The following is a 13946-nucleotide window of genomic DNA, read 5'->3' as shown; positions in this document are numbered from 1 at the left end:
GTGACCGGGGCCACTCCGGTGGCCACGGCGGCCGAGGTCCCGGTGGCCACGCGGACATCCGTGGCCACGGACGCCTCGGTGCGCACGAAGGCCCCGGTGGCCACGGAAGCCTCGGCGGCTGCAGCCGCCCCGGTGGCCACGGAGAGCCCAGTTGTACCCCCGGCCACGAAGACCTCAGTGGCCACTCCGGAACCAGCGGTCGACGGGGGGTGGCGTCGGTGAGCGGCGCCAAGGTGTGCGGCCTGGCCGGCTGCGACAACCCGATCCCGGAGGACGACCCCCGCCGCTACTGCAGCGCGGGTCACCGCAAGCTCGCGCGCCGGCAGCGGCGGGCCACCACGATCACGACTACGCACGCTCCGAGTACCAAACCCGCGGGTCAGGCGGCACCGGTCCGGGTTGCGGCGCCGTCGGCAGCCGCGGTCACAACCGCGGCAACGACTACCACCACAGCGACCACGACGGTGGACGGCGGCGGGCCGGACGAGCCGGAGCCGCCGACCGTGCGGATCCCGAGAGCCAGCGGTTATCGACGGCTGGTCCCGGAGCCCCGGCCCGGTTGGTGGCGTCGCGTGGCGCGCCGGCCGTTCGGGGCCACCGTGACGCTCCCGCCGCGTACCGACGACGCCCTGGCGCCGCTGCCCTCGCACCCGGAGTGGCTCTGGCCCTCGTCCTACCGTTCGGAACCCCCGGCCCGTCCGGTGCCACCGGCCCGGACCGAGCCGACTCGTGCCGTCCTACCAGGGCGTTCGTACCCGGCACGGCCGCCGTACCCGCCCCAACCGGCCTGGCCGGGGGAGCGGCGCCCCGCCCGAAGCCGGCCCCAAAAGTCGGCGACGACCGACCCGAGAGTGGCGTTCGCGCTGGTCAGCAGGGCCGTCCCGACGAGGTCGAGCCTGGGTGTGCAGGCCGGGCAGCTGCGGGAGGCGCTGGGCGCGGCGCTGCACAGCCTGACCAACAACCGGCTGCGCTCACTGCTCACCGCCGTGGGGATCATCGCCGGCGTCATGTCGGTGATCGTGCTGATGGCGATGGGCAACGGGATGCGGGTGAACTTCGACCGGGAGTTCGCCAAGCTGGCCAACCAGGTCACCATCACGCCGGCGAAGGGGCAGGTGCCGGACGGCGGGGTGCCGCAGCACCTGACCGACGCGGACGTGGCCGAGCTGTCCGACCCGCGCAAGGTTCCGCACGTCACCGCGGTCTCCCCGGCCATGGTGGCCACGGTGGTGACGGCCGCCGGCCAGCGGAAGGCGAAGGCCACGCTGATCGGGGCCACGGAGAACTACCTGGAGATGATCGACCGCAAGATCACCGCTGGTTCCTGGCTCACCGCCAAGCAGATCGAGAACGACGAGCGGGTGGTCGTGCTCGGCGAGGAGGCCATCAACCTGCTCTACGGCTCCTCCTACCCGAGCGAGAAGGTGGTCGGGCAGCGGATCCGCCTGGCCCAGAGCGTGTTCCGGGTGGTCGGCGTGCTCAAGCCGGACGGGCAGAACGACAACGCCGCGATCGTGCCTTTCGGCACGTCACGGGCCTACCTGGTGGGCAACGAGAACGGCAAGGTGGACCAGGTCATCCTGAAGTCGACCGACGCGAGGACGGTGGACGCCCTCGCCGCCGAGGCGACCGCCGTCCTGGACGCCCAGCACCGCGTGCGCACGCCGTCGGGCCGGGACTTCAACGTGAAGACGTTCACCGAGCTGCTCCGCGAGTCCACCCGCTACATCGACTTCCTGGCCATCTTCATCGTCGCGGTCGGGGCGATCTCCCTGTTCGTGGGGGGTGTCGGGGTCGCCAACATCATGCTGGTCTCGGTCACCGAGCGGACCCGGGAGATCGGCATCCGGAAGGCCGTCGGGGCGACGACCACGGCCATCATGCGGCAGTTCCTGTCCGAGGCGGTGCTGCTGACCGCACTGGGCGGGTTGGTCGGGGTGGTGTTCGGCATCGGCCTGGCGAAGCTCGGTGAGTCGGTGATGCTGGGCATCGACGAGGAGCTGCCGGTGCCGATGCTCACCTGGCAGCCGGTGCTGGTGGCTTTCGGGGTGAGCCTGCTGATCGGGCTGCTGGCCGGCGGATATCCGGCCCGCCGGGCGGCCCTGATGCGGCCGATCCAGGCGCTGCGGTTCGAGTAGTTCGAATAGGTACGGACCCGGGCGGGGCCATGGGGCGGTTCGCTGGCCGCGCCCGGGGCCGTTACCTACTCTGACGTGCGATTTCAGGCGCTGGCTGCCATCCCTTCCCGGCTTACGTCAGCCGAGATCGGCGCCCGGGGGGTCGGCAGCGGACGTGGCGCGGCCGAGGTGCGGTTGGGCGGGTCGAGTTCGTCGAGCGTGCCGCGAAGCGCGCGCAGCGCCTCGCCGAGGGTGTGTTCCTCGGCGGCGGTGAGGCCCTCGCGGCCGGTCTCGCGCAGCACGGTGTCGAGCGCCTCGACGTAGCGCTGCCAGGAGCGCAACCGGGCCAGCGAGCGGCCGTCGGCGACCTCGGCCAACGACTCGATGCGGGTGTGCAGTTCCCAGGAAAGGCGGTACAGCGGCAGTTCATCGGTGATGAACGACTTGATCGTTTCTCGCAGTCCGTCAGCGACGAACCTGACCAGCGGATACTGCTTGATCGGTGGCATCGGAGCATGTCCAGACGTACGGGGACGGCCCGCGCGCACGCGGGCACGACCAGGAAACATGTGGATGAAACCTGGCCTCCGCGGCGTAGTCACACCGAGACCCTGAGCGCTCGGGGCGGTGAGGGTGGTCGTGTTCACACCGACACCTGTGCCGAGCTGGAACGACTTTAGCTGCCCTTAGCGTTCGGAGTCAACGCATGCGGCCGGCCACCTGACCAGGTGACAAGGTCACCGAGATGTAACGGTGTCGGCGGCCCCCGGCGAACTAACCGACGTACAAGCTGTCCAGACCGGGGGGTTGAAATGGATCCGATGACGCCGCTCTTCGACGAACTGACCACGTGGTCGGGCTGGGTGGACGCGAGCGTTTCGGCGCCCAGCCACCCGGACATCTATCAGGAGATGTGCCAGGAGTTCGGGGACGTCCGCGACTGGGCTCCGAGCACGCTCGACTCGATCCGCCCGCTGGAGGGCACCGCGCCGCACGAGCAGCGGCCGATTCCGGTGCACTACGTCGAGCAGCGGAACTGGTTCGCCGCCTGAGCGCTCGAGTCAGCCGATGCGGCGCAGCAGCGGTCCGATGCGGTACGGCACCAGCTCGCGCATGACCAGCGCGGTGTCGGTGCGCTCCACCCACTCGATGGCCAGGATCTGGCCGGCGATCCGGTAGAGGTCGTCGGCGTCGGCGGCCACCACGCGCACCATCAGGTCGGTCTGACCGGTGATGCCCTGCACGCTCAGCACCTCGGGGATCTCCGCCAGCGCGGCGCTCACCTCGTCCAGCCGCCGCTGCGTGACCCGGGTGGTGACGAACGCGGTGAGCGGGTAGCCCAGTGCGGCCGGGTTGATCCGCTGCTCGAAGGAGTCCAGCGCGCCCCGTTGTTCCAGCCGGGCCAGCCGCGCGGCGGCGGTGTTCCGGGAGAGGCCCAGGCGCTCGGCCAGCGCCACCGCGGTTGCCCTCGGCTGCTCCACCAGTGCCCGCAGCAGCCGGGCGTCCGTGACGTCGATCCGGTCGACCTTGCGCAGGGTGCCCGCCTCCATCGCCCACGAACCCGCTTGAAGCGAGCACTTTGCTCAATCTTCTCGGTCTCATTTGAGCAGACCGGCCATGACTGATGCAATGGAGCATCATTCTGCCCAGCGCAGCGAGTGGAGCAACGTCATGACCAGCACCGCCCGGCCCCGAGACGCGGCCGCCGAGATCGGCACACTCGGCGAGATCGAACGCCGGGCGCTCTGGCTCTCCAGCGCGATCGTGCACCATGCCAACCGGGTGCGGCCCAACCCGTCGGGCCTGAAGGTGGGCGGACACCAGGCCTCCTGCGCGTCGATGGTGTCGATCATGACCTCGCTGTGGTTCCGGCATCTCGCGCCGGGGGACCGGGTGTCGGTCAAGCCGCACGCCTCGCCGGTGCTGCACGCGATCAACTACCTGCTCGGCGAGCTGGACGAGCGGTACCTCACCACGCTGCGCGAGTTCGGCGGCCTGCAGAGCTACCCGAGCCGGTCCAAGGACCCGGACCCGGTGGACTACTCGACCGGCTCGGTCGGTATCGGCGCGACCGCACCGATCTGGGGCGCGCTGTCGCGGCGCTACCTGCGCAGCACGGTGGGCGCGAAGACCGGCGGCGGCCGGCAGTTCTCGCTGGTCGGCGACGCCGAGCTGGACGAGGGCGCGATCTGGGAGGCGATCCTGGACCCGGCGGTGGCCGAGCTCGGCGAGCTGGTGTGGATCGTCGACCTGAACCGCCAGTCGCTGGACCGGGTGGTGCCGAACATCGCCGCCGAGCGGTTGGCCGGGATGTTCGGCGCGGCCGGCTGGCAGGTGCTCACGCTGAAGTACGGCCGGCTGCTGGAGGAGCTGTTCGTCCGCCCCGGCGGCGCCGCGCTGCGGCACCGGATCGACGCGATGAGCAACCCCGAGTACCAGCGGCTGCTCCGCTGCACCGCCGCCGAGCTGCGCGAGCGGTTGCCCGGGGAGGAACCCGAGGCCGTTAGGGCGCTGATCGACGACCTGGACGACGCAACGCTGCTGGACGCCATCCGCAACCTGGGCGGGCACGACCTGGACGCGCTGGACCACGCGTTCGCCGAGATCGACGACTCGCGCCCGACGGTGATCTTCGCCTACACCGTCAAGGGCTACCGGCTGCCCACCCAGGGCCACCCGCAGAACCACTCCTCACTGCTCACCGACGAGCAGATGCGCACGCTGGCCGGCGAGGTCGGCGCCGATCCGGACCGGCCGTGGCTGGGCTTCCCGGCCGGCAGCGCGGCCGCGTCGCTGTGTAGCGAGGTGGCCGCCCGGCTGCACCGGGAACCCGTCTCGCCGGTGGGACCCCCGGCCCTGCCGGAGGACATCGGCCGGCCGGCCCCCACCGGAACCGCCACCACCCAGGCCGCCCTCGGCCGGGCGCTGCTGGACCTGACCCGGAGCGCGCCGGAAGCGGCCCGGCGGGTGGTCACGGTCAGCCCGGACGTCAGCTCGACCACCAACCTGGGCGGCTGGGTGAACAAGGTGGGCGTCTGGTCGGCCACCGAGCGCCGCGACTGGTTCGCCGACGACGCCGAGACGATCCTGCACTGGCGGGAGAACCCGGCCGGCCAGCACATCGAGCTGGGTATCGCGGAGACCAACCTGGTCGGGCTGCTCGGCGAGCTCGGCGCCACCTGGAGCCGGTGGGCCGAACCGCTGCTACCCATCGGCGTGATGTACGACCCGTTCGTGGAGCGGGCGCTGGAGCCGTGGTCGTTCGGCATGTACGCCGGCGGGCAGTCCATCCTGGTCGGCACCCCGTCCGGGGTCACCCTGGCGCCGGAGGGCGGCGCGCACCAGTCGATCACCACGCCGTCCATCGGCATCGAGCAGCCCGGCTGCGTCAGCTACGAGCCGGCGTTCGCCATCGACGTGGAGTGGACGCTGCTCGCCGCGCTGGCCCAGCTCGGCCGGCCGGACGGCGAGTCGGCCTACCTGCGCCTGTCCACCCGCCCGGTGGACCAGTCACTGGCCGCCGTGCCGGCCGACCCCGCCGCCCGGGAGCGGCGCCGCCGCCAGGTGGTGGCCGGGGCGTACCCGCTGCGCCGGGGTTCGGCGGCCCCCAAGGTGACCATCGCCGCGATGGGCGCCATGGTCACCGAGGCGCTGCAAGCCGCCGACCGGCTGGACCAGGTCGGGGTGGCCACCGAGGTGGTCTGCGTGACCAGCCCGGACCTGCTCTTCCGCGCCCTGCGCTCGCGCCGGGGCCAGGGCGACGCGCCGAGCTGGATCCTGGACCAGGCCTTCCCGGCGGACCGGGCCGCCCCGCTGGTCACCGTGCTCGACGGCCACCCGCACACACTGGCGTTCCTGGCCGGCGTGCACCAGGTGCCGCACGTGCCGCTCGGGGTGACCGGGTTCGGCCAGTCCGGCTCGTTGGACGAGGTCTACCGCTACCACGGCATCGACACCGACAGCATCATCCGCGCCGCCCTGGACGTAGTCGCCTAACTCCGGCTACCGGTTTGCACGATGTCATTCACGTTGTGCTCCTTCGACGGGGTAGAGCGAGGCGAGTTCGGTGGCTGCCTTGGTCATGGCGGCGCGCAGGTCGTCCGGGGCGAGTACCTCCACATCGCCGCCGAGGCGTAGGAGCTCGGGGACGGCCCATTCGACGGATTCGATGGGCAGTTCTACCTCGTGCCGGCCGTCGGGGGTCGTGGAGAGGACGCTCGCGCCGGGCAGGTGGGTGAGTGCGCCGGGGGTGACGCGGAGTTTGGCGGTGGCCCGGTGGCGGCGGCGGTCGAACTGGTCGAGGTAGTCGGTCCAGTAGGCGGCGAGGTCGAAGCCGGTCGGGCGGTCGAAGGTGTCGTCCAATACCGCCAGCTCGAGGATCCGGGAGACCCGGTAGGTGCGGATCCGCTCGGCCTGGGCGACCAGGTACCAGGTGCCGGCCTTGACCACCAGGCCGAGCGGCCGGACGGTGCGCTCGATCTCGTGCGGCTGGGCCCAGCGCAGGTAGCGCAGCCGGACCGGCCGGCGTTGCCAGACCGCTTCGGCCAGCTCGGCCAGGCGGGGCACGTGCTCGCGGTCGCGGTACCAGCCGGGGGCGTCCAGGTGGAAGCAGTCGGCCAGTTGGCCCGCGCGCTCGCGCAGCTCGGCGGGGAGCGCGGCGAGCAGCTTGAGGCGGGTGGCGGCGAGCAGCGGGCCCACGCCGAGCTCCGAGGCGACCCCGGGCAGGCCGGTGAGGAGCAGCGTCTCCGCCTCCGCCGCGGTGAGGCCGGTGAGCCTGGTCCGGTACCCGCCGAGCAGGCGGTAGCCCCCGTCGTGGCCCGGCTCGCCGACCACCGGCACGCCGGCCGCGATGAGCGACTCGACGTCCCGGTAGATGGTGCGGACGGACACCTCCAGCTCCTCGGCCAGTTGCCGGGCGGTCAGCCGTTGCCGGTTCTGCAGCAGCAACAGGACGGACACCAGGCGGCTCGCGCGCATGTCTTCGAGTCTGCCCAACTCCACTGACGAAAGGTGTCAGGGAAGCGGGCTTAGCGTTCGGGCATGACCGATATCGAGCAGTTGGTGAACCGGTACGTGGCGGTGTGGAACGAGCCCGACCCGGGGGTGCGGGAGAAAGAGGTGGCCGCGCTCTGGGCGCCGGACGCCGTGCAGTACCTGGAGGAGCGCACCTTCAGCGGCCAGGCCGAGCTGACCGTCCGGGTCGCCGAGGCGTACGAACAGTTCGTCCGGGACGGCGGGTTCGAGTTCCGCTGCGCCGGGGACGCGGTCGGGCATCACGACCTGGTGCGCTTCTCCGTGTACATGGTGCCGGCGGCCGGCGGCCCGGTCGCCTGGACGGGTTTCATCGTGCTGCGGTTGGACGGTGCGGGCCAGGTGCTGGCCGACCACCAGTTCGCCGAGGCGCCGGCGCCCGCGGTGGCCACCGGGGCGAACCCGGGGACCCGCGCCGCCGTCGAGGAGTTCCTCCGCCGCATCGGCGGGCCCGACGTCGACCGGCTGGTCGAGCTGTACGCGCCGGAGGTGGACTGGTCGGTGTCCTGGCCGGTGGCCGAGCACCCGCTGGTGGACTGGATCCGCCCGCGTGCCACCCGGGCCGAGGTGGCCGACCACTTCCGGGTGTTCCGGTCGGTGTGCCCGCCGGACAAGGGGCGGGTCCGGGTGGACCGGATGCTGTTCGACGGGGACAACGCGGTCCTCTTCGGCCGCAGCGATCAGTTGGTGGCGCGCACCGGCCGGCGGTTCGACATGGCCTTCGCCCTGCACCTGACGGTATCCGGCGGCTTGATCACCAGATACCACGTCTACGAGGACAGCCTGGCCGTGGTGGAGGCGTTCGGGGGGTGACAGCGGCCGGCTTCCGTGCGACTATATGGCGAACATGCCATTTAAAGTGAGGGCGAGGAGGCCGGCGTGCGCGCACTGGTGATCGGCGGCACCGGGTCGACCGGGGTGGACGTGGTGCGCGGGCTGGTCGGGCGTGGGCACGAGGTGCGGGTGCTGCACCGGGGCGTGCACGAGCCGGAGGGACTGCCGGACGTGGTGCACATCCACGCCGACCCGCACTTCGCGGAGAGCCTCGCCGAGGCGGTCGGCGGTGAGACGTTCGACGTGGTGCTGGCCATGTACGGCCGGGTGAAGGTGATCGCCGAGGTGTTCGCCGGGCGCACCGGCCACCTGGTCGGCGTGGGTGGGGTGCCGGCGTACCGGGGCTGCCTGGAGCCGGACCGGAACACCCCGTTCGGCATGCGGGTGAACGCCCGCGAGGACGGCCCGTGCTCGGACGAGTCGGACCACGTGCCGAAGTTCGCCCGCCCGATCATCGCCGCCGAGCGGGCGGTGTTCGGGCACCGGGCGAGCGGCGCGTACCGGGCCTCCTACGTGCGCTTCCCGGCGATCTACGGGCCGCGCAGCCTGGTGCCGTGGGAGTGGTCGGTGATCAAGCGGGTGCTGGACGGCCGGCGGCAGATGATCCTGCCCGACGACGGGCTGGGCATCATCTCCCGCTGCGCCGCGCGCAACGCGGCCGAGTTGCTGCTGAAGATCGTGGACCAGCCGGAGGTGGCGGACGGGCAGGTGTACAACGCGGCCGACGACGACCAGTTCTCCATCCGGCAGTGGGCCGAGACGGTGGCCGGGCTGCTCGGCGCGGAGCTGGACTTCGTCGGCATCCCCTCGGTGATGGCACCCTCCGCGCTGGTCGAGCTGTACCCGCCGACCGGCCGCCCGCACATGCTGCTGGACGCCACCAAGGCGCGCCACGAGCTGGGCTACCGCCAGGTGGTCGGCGCCGAAGAAGCGATGCGGGAGGCGGTGGACTGGTTCCTGGCCCATCCGGTCACCGCCGAGGAGTACCCGATGTACCCGGCGAAGTTCGACTACGCCATGGAGGACCGGCTGATCACCGCCTACGCGGCGGCCGTGGAGCGGGTCCGCGCGGAGGCCCCGGACCAGGCGCCGCCGACCGCCCACCCGATGCCGCACCCCAAGGCGCCGGCGTTGGCCCGCGACGAACGCGGCCGCTGATGCGGCCCGCTCCCGCGACCGACTGGGTGGCCTACAACGCCCGCCACCATCCCGACGCGCCCGCCCTGGAGGACGCGGCCACCGGGCGGGCGTGGACCTGGCGGGCCACCGAGGACCGGGTGGCCCGGTTGGCCCGGGTGCTGGCCGACCGGTTGGGGGTGCGCCGGGGTGACCGCGTTGCCGCGCTGGCGCACAACGACACCCGGCTGCTCGAGCTGCAGTTCGCCTGCTGGCGGATCGGCGCGATCTTCGTACCGTTGAGCTGGCGGCTGAGCGTGGCCGAGCTGGAGCTGTGCGTCGCCGACTGCGCGCCGGCCGCGCTGGTGCACGACGCCGCCTGGGCGGAGAAGGCCCACGCCCTGGCGGTGCCGGCCAGAGCCAGCTGGGGAACACCCGGCGCCGAACACGACCTGGACGCCGCCCTGGACACCGCCGAGCGGGCGCCCGCCGCGCACGACAACACGCTCGACCAACCGGCGCAGCTGTTGTACACCTCCGGCACCACCGGCCGGCCCAAGGCGGCGATCATCACCTTCGGCACGCTGGTGTGGAACGCGGTGAACATGGCCGGCCCGGCCCGGGTCACCGGCGAGGGGGACCGGCACCTGGCCGCATTGCCGCTGTTCCACGCCGGCGGGCTGAACGGGGTAACCAACCCGATGCTGCTCGGCGGCGGCTGCGTGCGGGTGGCGGCCGGGTTCGACCCGGAAGCCACGCTGGCCGCGCTGAGTGAACCAGGCGTGACGCACTTCTCCGGTGCGCCGGTGATGTACCTGATGATGTCCGGGTTGCCCGGGTTCGACCGGGCCGACTTCTCCGGCCTGCGCTACGGCCAGCTCGGCGGCGGTTACCTGGAGGCGGAGCTGGCCGGGGCCTACGCGGAACGCGGTGTGCCGCTGCTGCCCAGCTACGGCGCCACCGAGATGGGGCCTTCGGTCACCTCCATGACCCGGGGAAGCGCTGCGGGCAAGATCGGTTCCTGCGGCTTCCCGGTCCGGCACACCCAGCTGCGGCTGGTGGACGAGTCCGGCCGGGACGTGCCGGAGGGCGCGGTCGGCGAGGCCTGGGTGCGCGGCCCGAGCATCACCCCGGGCTACTGGGGGCGGGACCCGGCGGAGTCGTTCGAGCCCGGCGGTTGGTTCCGCTCCGGGGACGCGCTGCGGATGGACGCCGACGGCTTCTGCTACGTCACCGGCCGGCTCAAGGACATGTACAAGTCCGGCGGGGAGAACGTGTTCGCCGCCGAGGTGGAGGACGTGCTGGTCGGCCACCCGGACGTGGCGGAGATCGCCGTGATCGGGGTGCCGGACCCGAAATGGGGCGAGGTGGGCCGCGCGGTCGTCGTACCGCGCCCGGGCGCACCGGAACCGACGGTCGCGGCGTTGGCCGAGTTTGCCGCCGGCAAGCTCGCCCGGTTCAAGCTTCCGCACGGCGTGGTGTGCGTGGAGGCCCTGGAGCGCAACGGCTCCGGGAAGGTCGTGAAGGACGTCCTGCGAAGGAAGTACGGGTCATGACGGAACGGGACTACCCGGCATTGCTGCGCCAGTTCGACCTGTTCGACCCGGCGCACGAGGAATGGAAGTACGACGCGTTCGCCTACGCCCGGGAGCACTGCCCGATCGTGCGCACCGAGGCGGGCACCGGATTCTGGTTGATCACCCGGTACGAGGACATGCGGCGAATCCTGGAGGACTGGGAGACGTTCTCCTCGGTGCAGGGTTCGCCGGCGCCGACCCCGGTACGGCTGGGCCCGCTGGACGCCGACCCGCCGATGCACACCGGCCTGCGCAAGCTGCTGAACCCGGTGTTCTCCCGCACCTTCGCGCTGCGCTACTCCGACGAGATGCGGCGCAACTGCCGGGACATCATCGACGGCTGGATCGATGACGGCCGGGTGGACGTGATCAACCAGTACGCCGGGCCGTTCGTGTCCCGCACGCTGGCCCGGATGGTCTTCGACGAGGACGACCCGGAGAAGATGGCCCGGGCCATCGAGGTGGTGGACCGGGTCACCGAGGAGGGCACCCCGGAGTCGTTCTTCGACCTGGCGATGCTCTCCGCCGAGTACCTGGCCGCCGCGCAGGACCACCCGCCGGAGCGCGACGGGGTGCTGCGCGCACTGGTCACCGGGGAGATCGACGGGCGGCCGGTGCCCGAGGACGAGGCGCTCGGCTCGCTGAACGTGATCTTCCTGGGCGGCCTGGACACCACCAAGTCGGCCATCGGGCACATCGCCATGCAACTGGCGCTGAACCCGGAGCTGGAGTCGCGGGTGCGCGACCCGAGGTGGGTGCGCCAGGACATGGACGAGTTCATCCGGTTGCAGTCCCCGGTGGCCACCTTCGCGCGGAACGTGACCCGGGACGTCCGCGTCGGCGGTGTCGAGATGAAGGCCGGCGACCGGGTGCTGATCCGGTTCGACTCGGCCAACCGGGACGACGCGAAGTTCCCCGACGGCTCGTGCCTGCGGTTCGACCCGCCGCGCGGCGGCAACGCCGGGTTCGGGCTGGGCATTCACCGGTGCATCGGGGCGCACCTCGGCCGGGTGCAGATCGCCATCGCGTTCGAGGAACTGCTGGCGCGCGTGACCCGGCTCGAACTGGACTGTGCACCGGAGGACATCGTGTGGAAACCCGGCATCGCCAACTGCCCGGAGAGCATTCCGGTCCGGTTCAAGAAGGTGAGCTCGTGAGCGCCTGGCAGCGGTACCGGGACCTGACCGGCATCGACTACCCGATCGTGCAGGACGGCATGGGCCCGCAGCCGACCACCGTGCTGGCGGCGGCGGTGAGCAAGGCGGGCGGGCTGGGCACGGTGAGCAGCCCGAGCATCGTGGAGACCTCGGAGAGCTCGCTGCGCACCCGGTTCCGGGCGGCGATCGAGTACGTGGCCGAGCACACCGACCGTCCGTTCGCGGTGAACGTGCCGGTCGGCCGGGTGGAGACCGGGGAGCTGCTGCTGGTCAGCGAGACCTGCATCGACGAGGCGATCGCCGCCAAGCGGGACGGTGGCCGGGTCGGTTCCCAGCTGGTTGCGCTGACCACGTCGGCGGGTTACCCGGGGGAGTTCATCTCCCGGATCCAGGCGGCCGGGCTGATCCACCAGGCCAAGGTGGGTTCGGTCCGGCACGCGTTGAAGGCCCGCGCGGCGGGCACCGACGTGATCATCGCGTCCGGCTACGAGATGGGCGGGCACACGCACGTGAACGGCGTGCACACCATGGTGCTGGCGCCCCAGGTGATCGGGCGGCTGGACTGCCCGGTGCTGGTGTCCGGCGGGCTGTGCGACGGGCGCGGGCTGGCCGCCATGCTGGCCATGGGGGCGGCCGGGATCGCCATGGGTACCCGGTTCATCGCCACCGTCGAGCACGAGTGGCACCAGCGGTTCAAGCAGCGGGTGGTGGACACCCCGGAGTGGGGCGACGCCGTGTTCCAGGGGGTGTACGCGCCGTGCCGGGGCCTGAAGAACCCGGGCCTTTCGCGACTCCCGGATGCGCTGGCGCGGATGTCCCCGGACGAGTTCCAGGCCTGGGAGGAGGGCGAGATGCGGCGGGCCATGCGGGAGGGCGACATCGAGAACGGGCTGCTCCCCGGTGGCCAGGTGGCCGCCGCGCTCGACGACATGCCCACCGTCGCCGAGCTGGTCACCCGGATCGTCACCGAGGCTTCTTCGCTGCTCGGGTTGGCGGGCGCGACCGCCCCCGAGCTGCTCGCGCCGCACGGCGCCGGAGTGACACACTGACCGCATGGCCACCGATCTCGCCGCGTTCGCCGAACTGGTTCCGCTCGACCACGGCCTGTGCGTGGTCAGCACGCTGAGAGCCGATGGGGGAGCGCAGTCCTCGGTGGTCAACGCCGGGGTGCTGGACCACCCGGTGAGCGCGGGCGCCGTGGTCGGTTTCGTCACCGCCGGCGGGTCCCGAAAGCTGCACCACCTGCGCGCCGACCCGCGCACCACGGTGGTCGTGCGCGCGGGCTGGCGCTGGGCGGCCGTGGAGGGGGACGCCGAGATCATCGGCCCGGACGACCCGCACCCCTCGGTGGACGCCGAGGCGCTCCGCCAGCTGCTGCGGACCGTGTTCCGCGCGGCCGGTGGCAGCCACGACGACTGGGACACCTTCGACCGGGTGATGCGGGAGGAGCGCCGGGCCGCCGTGCTCGTGATCCCCCGCCGCGCGTACACCAACCCGTCGGCCGGATGAACCGCTCGGAGGTGCTCGAGCTGTGCGCCAGCCTGCCGGGCGCGGTGGAGACCTATCCGTTCGGCGACCACGTGATGGTGTTCAAGGTCGGCGGCAAGATGTTCGCGCTGGTTCCGCTGGAGGGCTCGCCGGCCACCGTCAACCTCAAGTGCGACCCCGCGCTGGCCCTGGAGCTGCGGGCGTCCCATGCGGCGGTGAAGCCCGGTTACCACCAGGACAAGCGGCACTGGAACACCGTCGAGCTGGACGGCACCATCGACGACGAGCTGCGCTGGATGGTCGACCACTCCTACGACCTGGTCGTCGCCAAACTGCCCCGAGCTGTGCGGGAGCGGTTGCCCGTCGGCGACTGACCGGCGCGGCGGCTCGGCGATCCCCCGGGCGTCATCCCAGCCTGAGAGTTGTCCTAACCCGGCCCAGCACACTATGGCTCTGCGTGGAAATACGCGACATTTCGGTGTGCTCGAGCCGCCCGGGGATACCTGCGGTCATGACGATCTTCGTCCCCGGGAGGTTGCAAGAAGGCTGACCAGGCCGCTGAGTGTCGCGTATTTCCACGTTATGCCATTGCTGCCGAGGACATGTCACTGACCAGGCGAAACATA

General features: G+C 71.8%; 13 protein-coding genes. 10 read left to right on the top strand and 3 right to left on the bottom strand.

Going from position 1 to position 13946, the window contains the following annotated elements:
* Nucleotides 1-218 precede the first annotated feature (218 nt).
* A complete protein-coding gene (locus ABEB12_RS36555; RefSeq protein WP_185066319.1) occupies nt 219-2138 on the top strand; it encodes an ABC transporter permease in 1920 nt (639 codons plus the stop codon).
* A gap of 83 nt (nt 2139-2221) precedes the next feature.
* On the opposite strand, the gene ABEB12_RS36550 is transcribed toward ABEB12_RS36555, so the two are convergent.
* Nucleotides 2222-2626 carry a hypothetical protein gene (locus ABEB12_RS36550; RefSeq protein ID WP_185066318.1) on the bottom strand — a complete coding sequence of 135 codons (405 nt, stop codon included), beginning with the start codon at nt 2624-2626 and terminating at the stop codon, nt 2222-2224.
* A gap of 312 nt (nt 2627-2938) precedes the next feature.
* On the opposite strand from ABEB12_RS36550, the gene ABEB12_RS36545 reads away from it, so the two are divergent.
* The gene (locus ABEB12_RS36545) at nt 2939-3169 is read left to right on the top strand and encodes a hypothetical protein (RefSeq protein ID WP_185066317.1); all 231 of its coding nucleotides are present in this window, start codon (nt 2939-2941) and stop codon (nt 3167-3169) included.
* Nucleotides 3170-3178: 9 nt separating this feature from the next.
* Here ABEB12_RS36545 and ABEB12_RS36540 read toward each other — a convergent pair whose 3' ends face one another.
* On the bottom strand, nt 3179-3667 hold the full coding sequence (locus ABEB12_RS36540; protein WP_185066316.1) for an Lrp/AsnC ligand binding domain-containing protein: 489 nt from the start codon (nt 3665-3667) through the stop codon (nt 3179-3181).
* A 121-nt stretch (nt 3668-3788) separates the two neighbouring features.
* Here ABEB12_RS36540 and ABEB12_RS36535 point away from each other — a divergent pair, with 121 nt between their 5' ends.
* A complete protein-coding gene (locus tag ABEB12_RS36535) occupies nt 3789-6113 on the top strand; it encodes a transketolase-like TK C-terminal-containing protein (protein ID WP_185066315.1) in 2325 nt (774 codons plus the stop codon).
* 24 nt (nt 6114-6137) lie between these two features.
* Here ABEB12_RS36535 and ABEB12_RS36530 read toward each other — a convergent pair whose 3' ends face one another.
* Nucleotides 6138-7094: a WYL domain-containing protein gene (locus ABEB12_RS36530; RefSeq protein ID WP_185066314.1), complete on the bottom strand. Its 957-nt coding sequence runs from the start codon at nt 7092-7094 to the stop codon at nt 6138-6140.
* Between the two features lie 63 nt (nt 7095-7157).
* On the opposite strand from ABEB12_RS36530, the gene ABEB12_RS36525 reads away from it, so the two are divergent.
* From ABEB12_RS36525 to ABEB12_RS36495, 7 genes are all read left to right on the top strand, one after another.
* Nucleotides 7158-7961 carry a nuclear transport factor 2 family protein gene (locus tag ABEB12_RS36525; protein ID WP_185066313.1) on the top strand — a complete coding sequence of 268 codons (804 nt, stop codon included), beginning with the start codon at nt 7158-7160 and terminating at the stop codon, nt 7959-7961.
* A gap of 66 nt (nt 7962-8027) precedes the next feature.
* Nucleotides 8028-9140 carry an epimerase gene (locus ABEB12_RS36520; RefSeq protein WP_185066312.1) on the top strand — a complete coding sequence of 371 codons (1113 nt, stop codon included), beginning with the start codon at nt 8028-8030 and terminating at the stop codon, nt 9138-9140.
* Entirely contained in the window at nt 9140-10654 is a 1515-nt protein-coding gene (locus ABEB12_RS36515) for an AMP-binding protein (RefSeq protein WP_185066311.1), read from the top strand. The genes ABEB12_RS36520 and ABEB12_RS36515 overlap by 1 nt, the downstream gene beginning before the upstream one ends.
* Nucleotides 10651-11832 carry a cytochrome P450 gene (locus ABEB12_RS36510; protein WP_185066310.1) on the top strand — a complete coding sequence of 394 codons (1182 nt, stop codon included), beginning with the start codon at nt 10651-10653 and terminating at the stop codon, nt 11830-11832. The genes ABEB12_RS36515 and ABEB12_RS36510 overlap by 4 nt, the downstream gene beginning before the upstream one ends.
* Nucleotides 11829-12881 carry a nitronate monooxygenase gene (locus ABEB12_RS36505; protein ID WP_221499050.1) on the top strand — a complete coding sequence of 351 codons (1053 nt, stop codon included), beginning with the start codon at nt 11829-11831 and terminating at the stop codon, nt 12879-12881. The genes ABEB12_RS36510 and ABEB12_RS36505 overlap by 4 nt, the downstream gene beginning before the upstream one ends.
* A gap of 4 nt (nt 12882-12885) precedes the next feature.
* Nucleotides 12886-13341: a TIGR03618 family F420-dependent PPOX class oxidoreductase gene (locus tag ABEB12_RS36500; protein ID WP_185066309.1), complete on the top strand. Its 456-nt coding sequence runs from the start codon at nt 12886-12888 to the stop codon at nt 13339-13341.
* Nucleotides 13338-13694: an MmcQ/YjbR family DNA-binding protein gene (locus ABEB12_RS36495; RefSeq protein WP_185066308.1), complete on the top strand. Its 357-nt coding sequence runs from the start codon at nt 13338-13340 to the stop codon at nt 13692-13694. The genes ABEB12_RS36500 and ABEB12_RS36495 overlap by 4 nt, the downstream gene beginning before the upstream one ends.
* The last annotated feature ends 252 nt before the right edge of the window (nt 13695-13946 follow it).

The sequence above is a fragment of the Actinospineispora eucalypti genome, assembly GCF_039543365.1.
Lineage (GTDB): Bacteria > Actinomycetota > Actinomycetes > Mycobacteriales > Pseudonocardiaceae > Pseudonocardia > Pseudonocardia eucalypti.
Note: the sequence above shows the minus strand (reverse complement) of the source record. Positions and strands in the feature narration are given on the sequence as shown.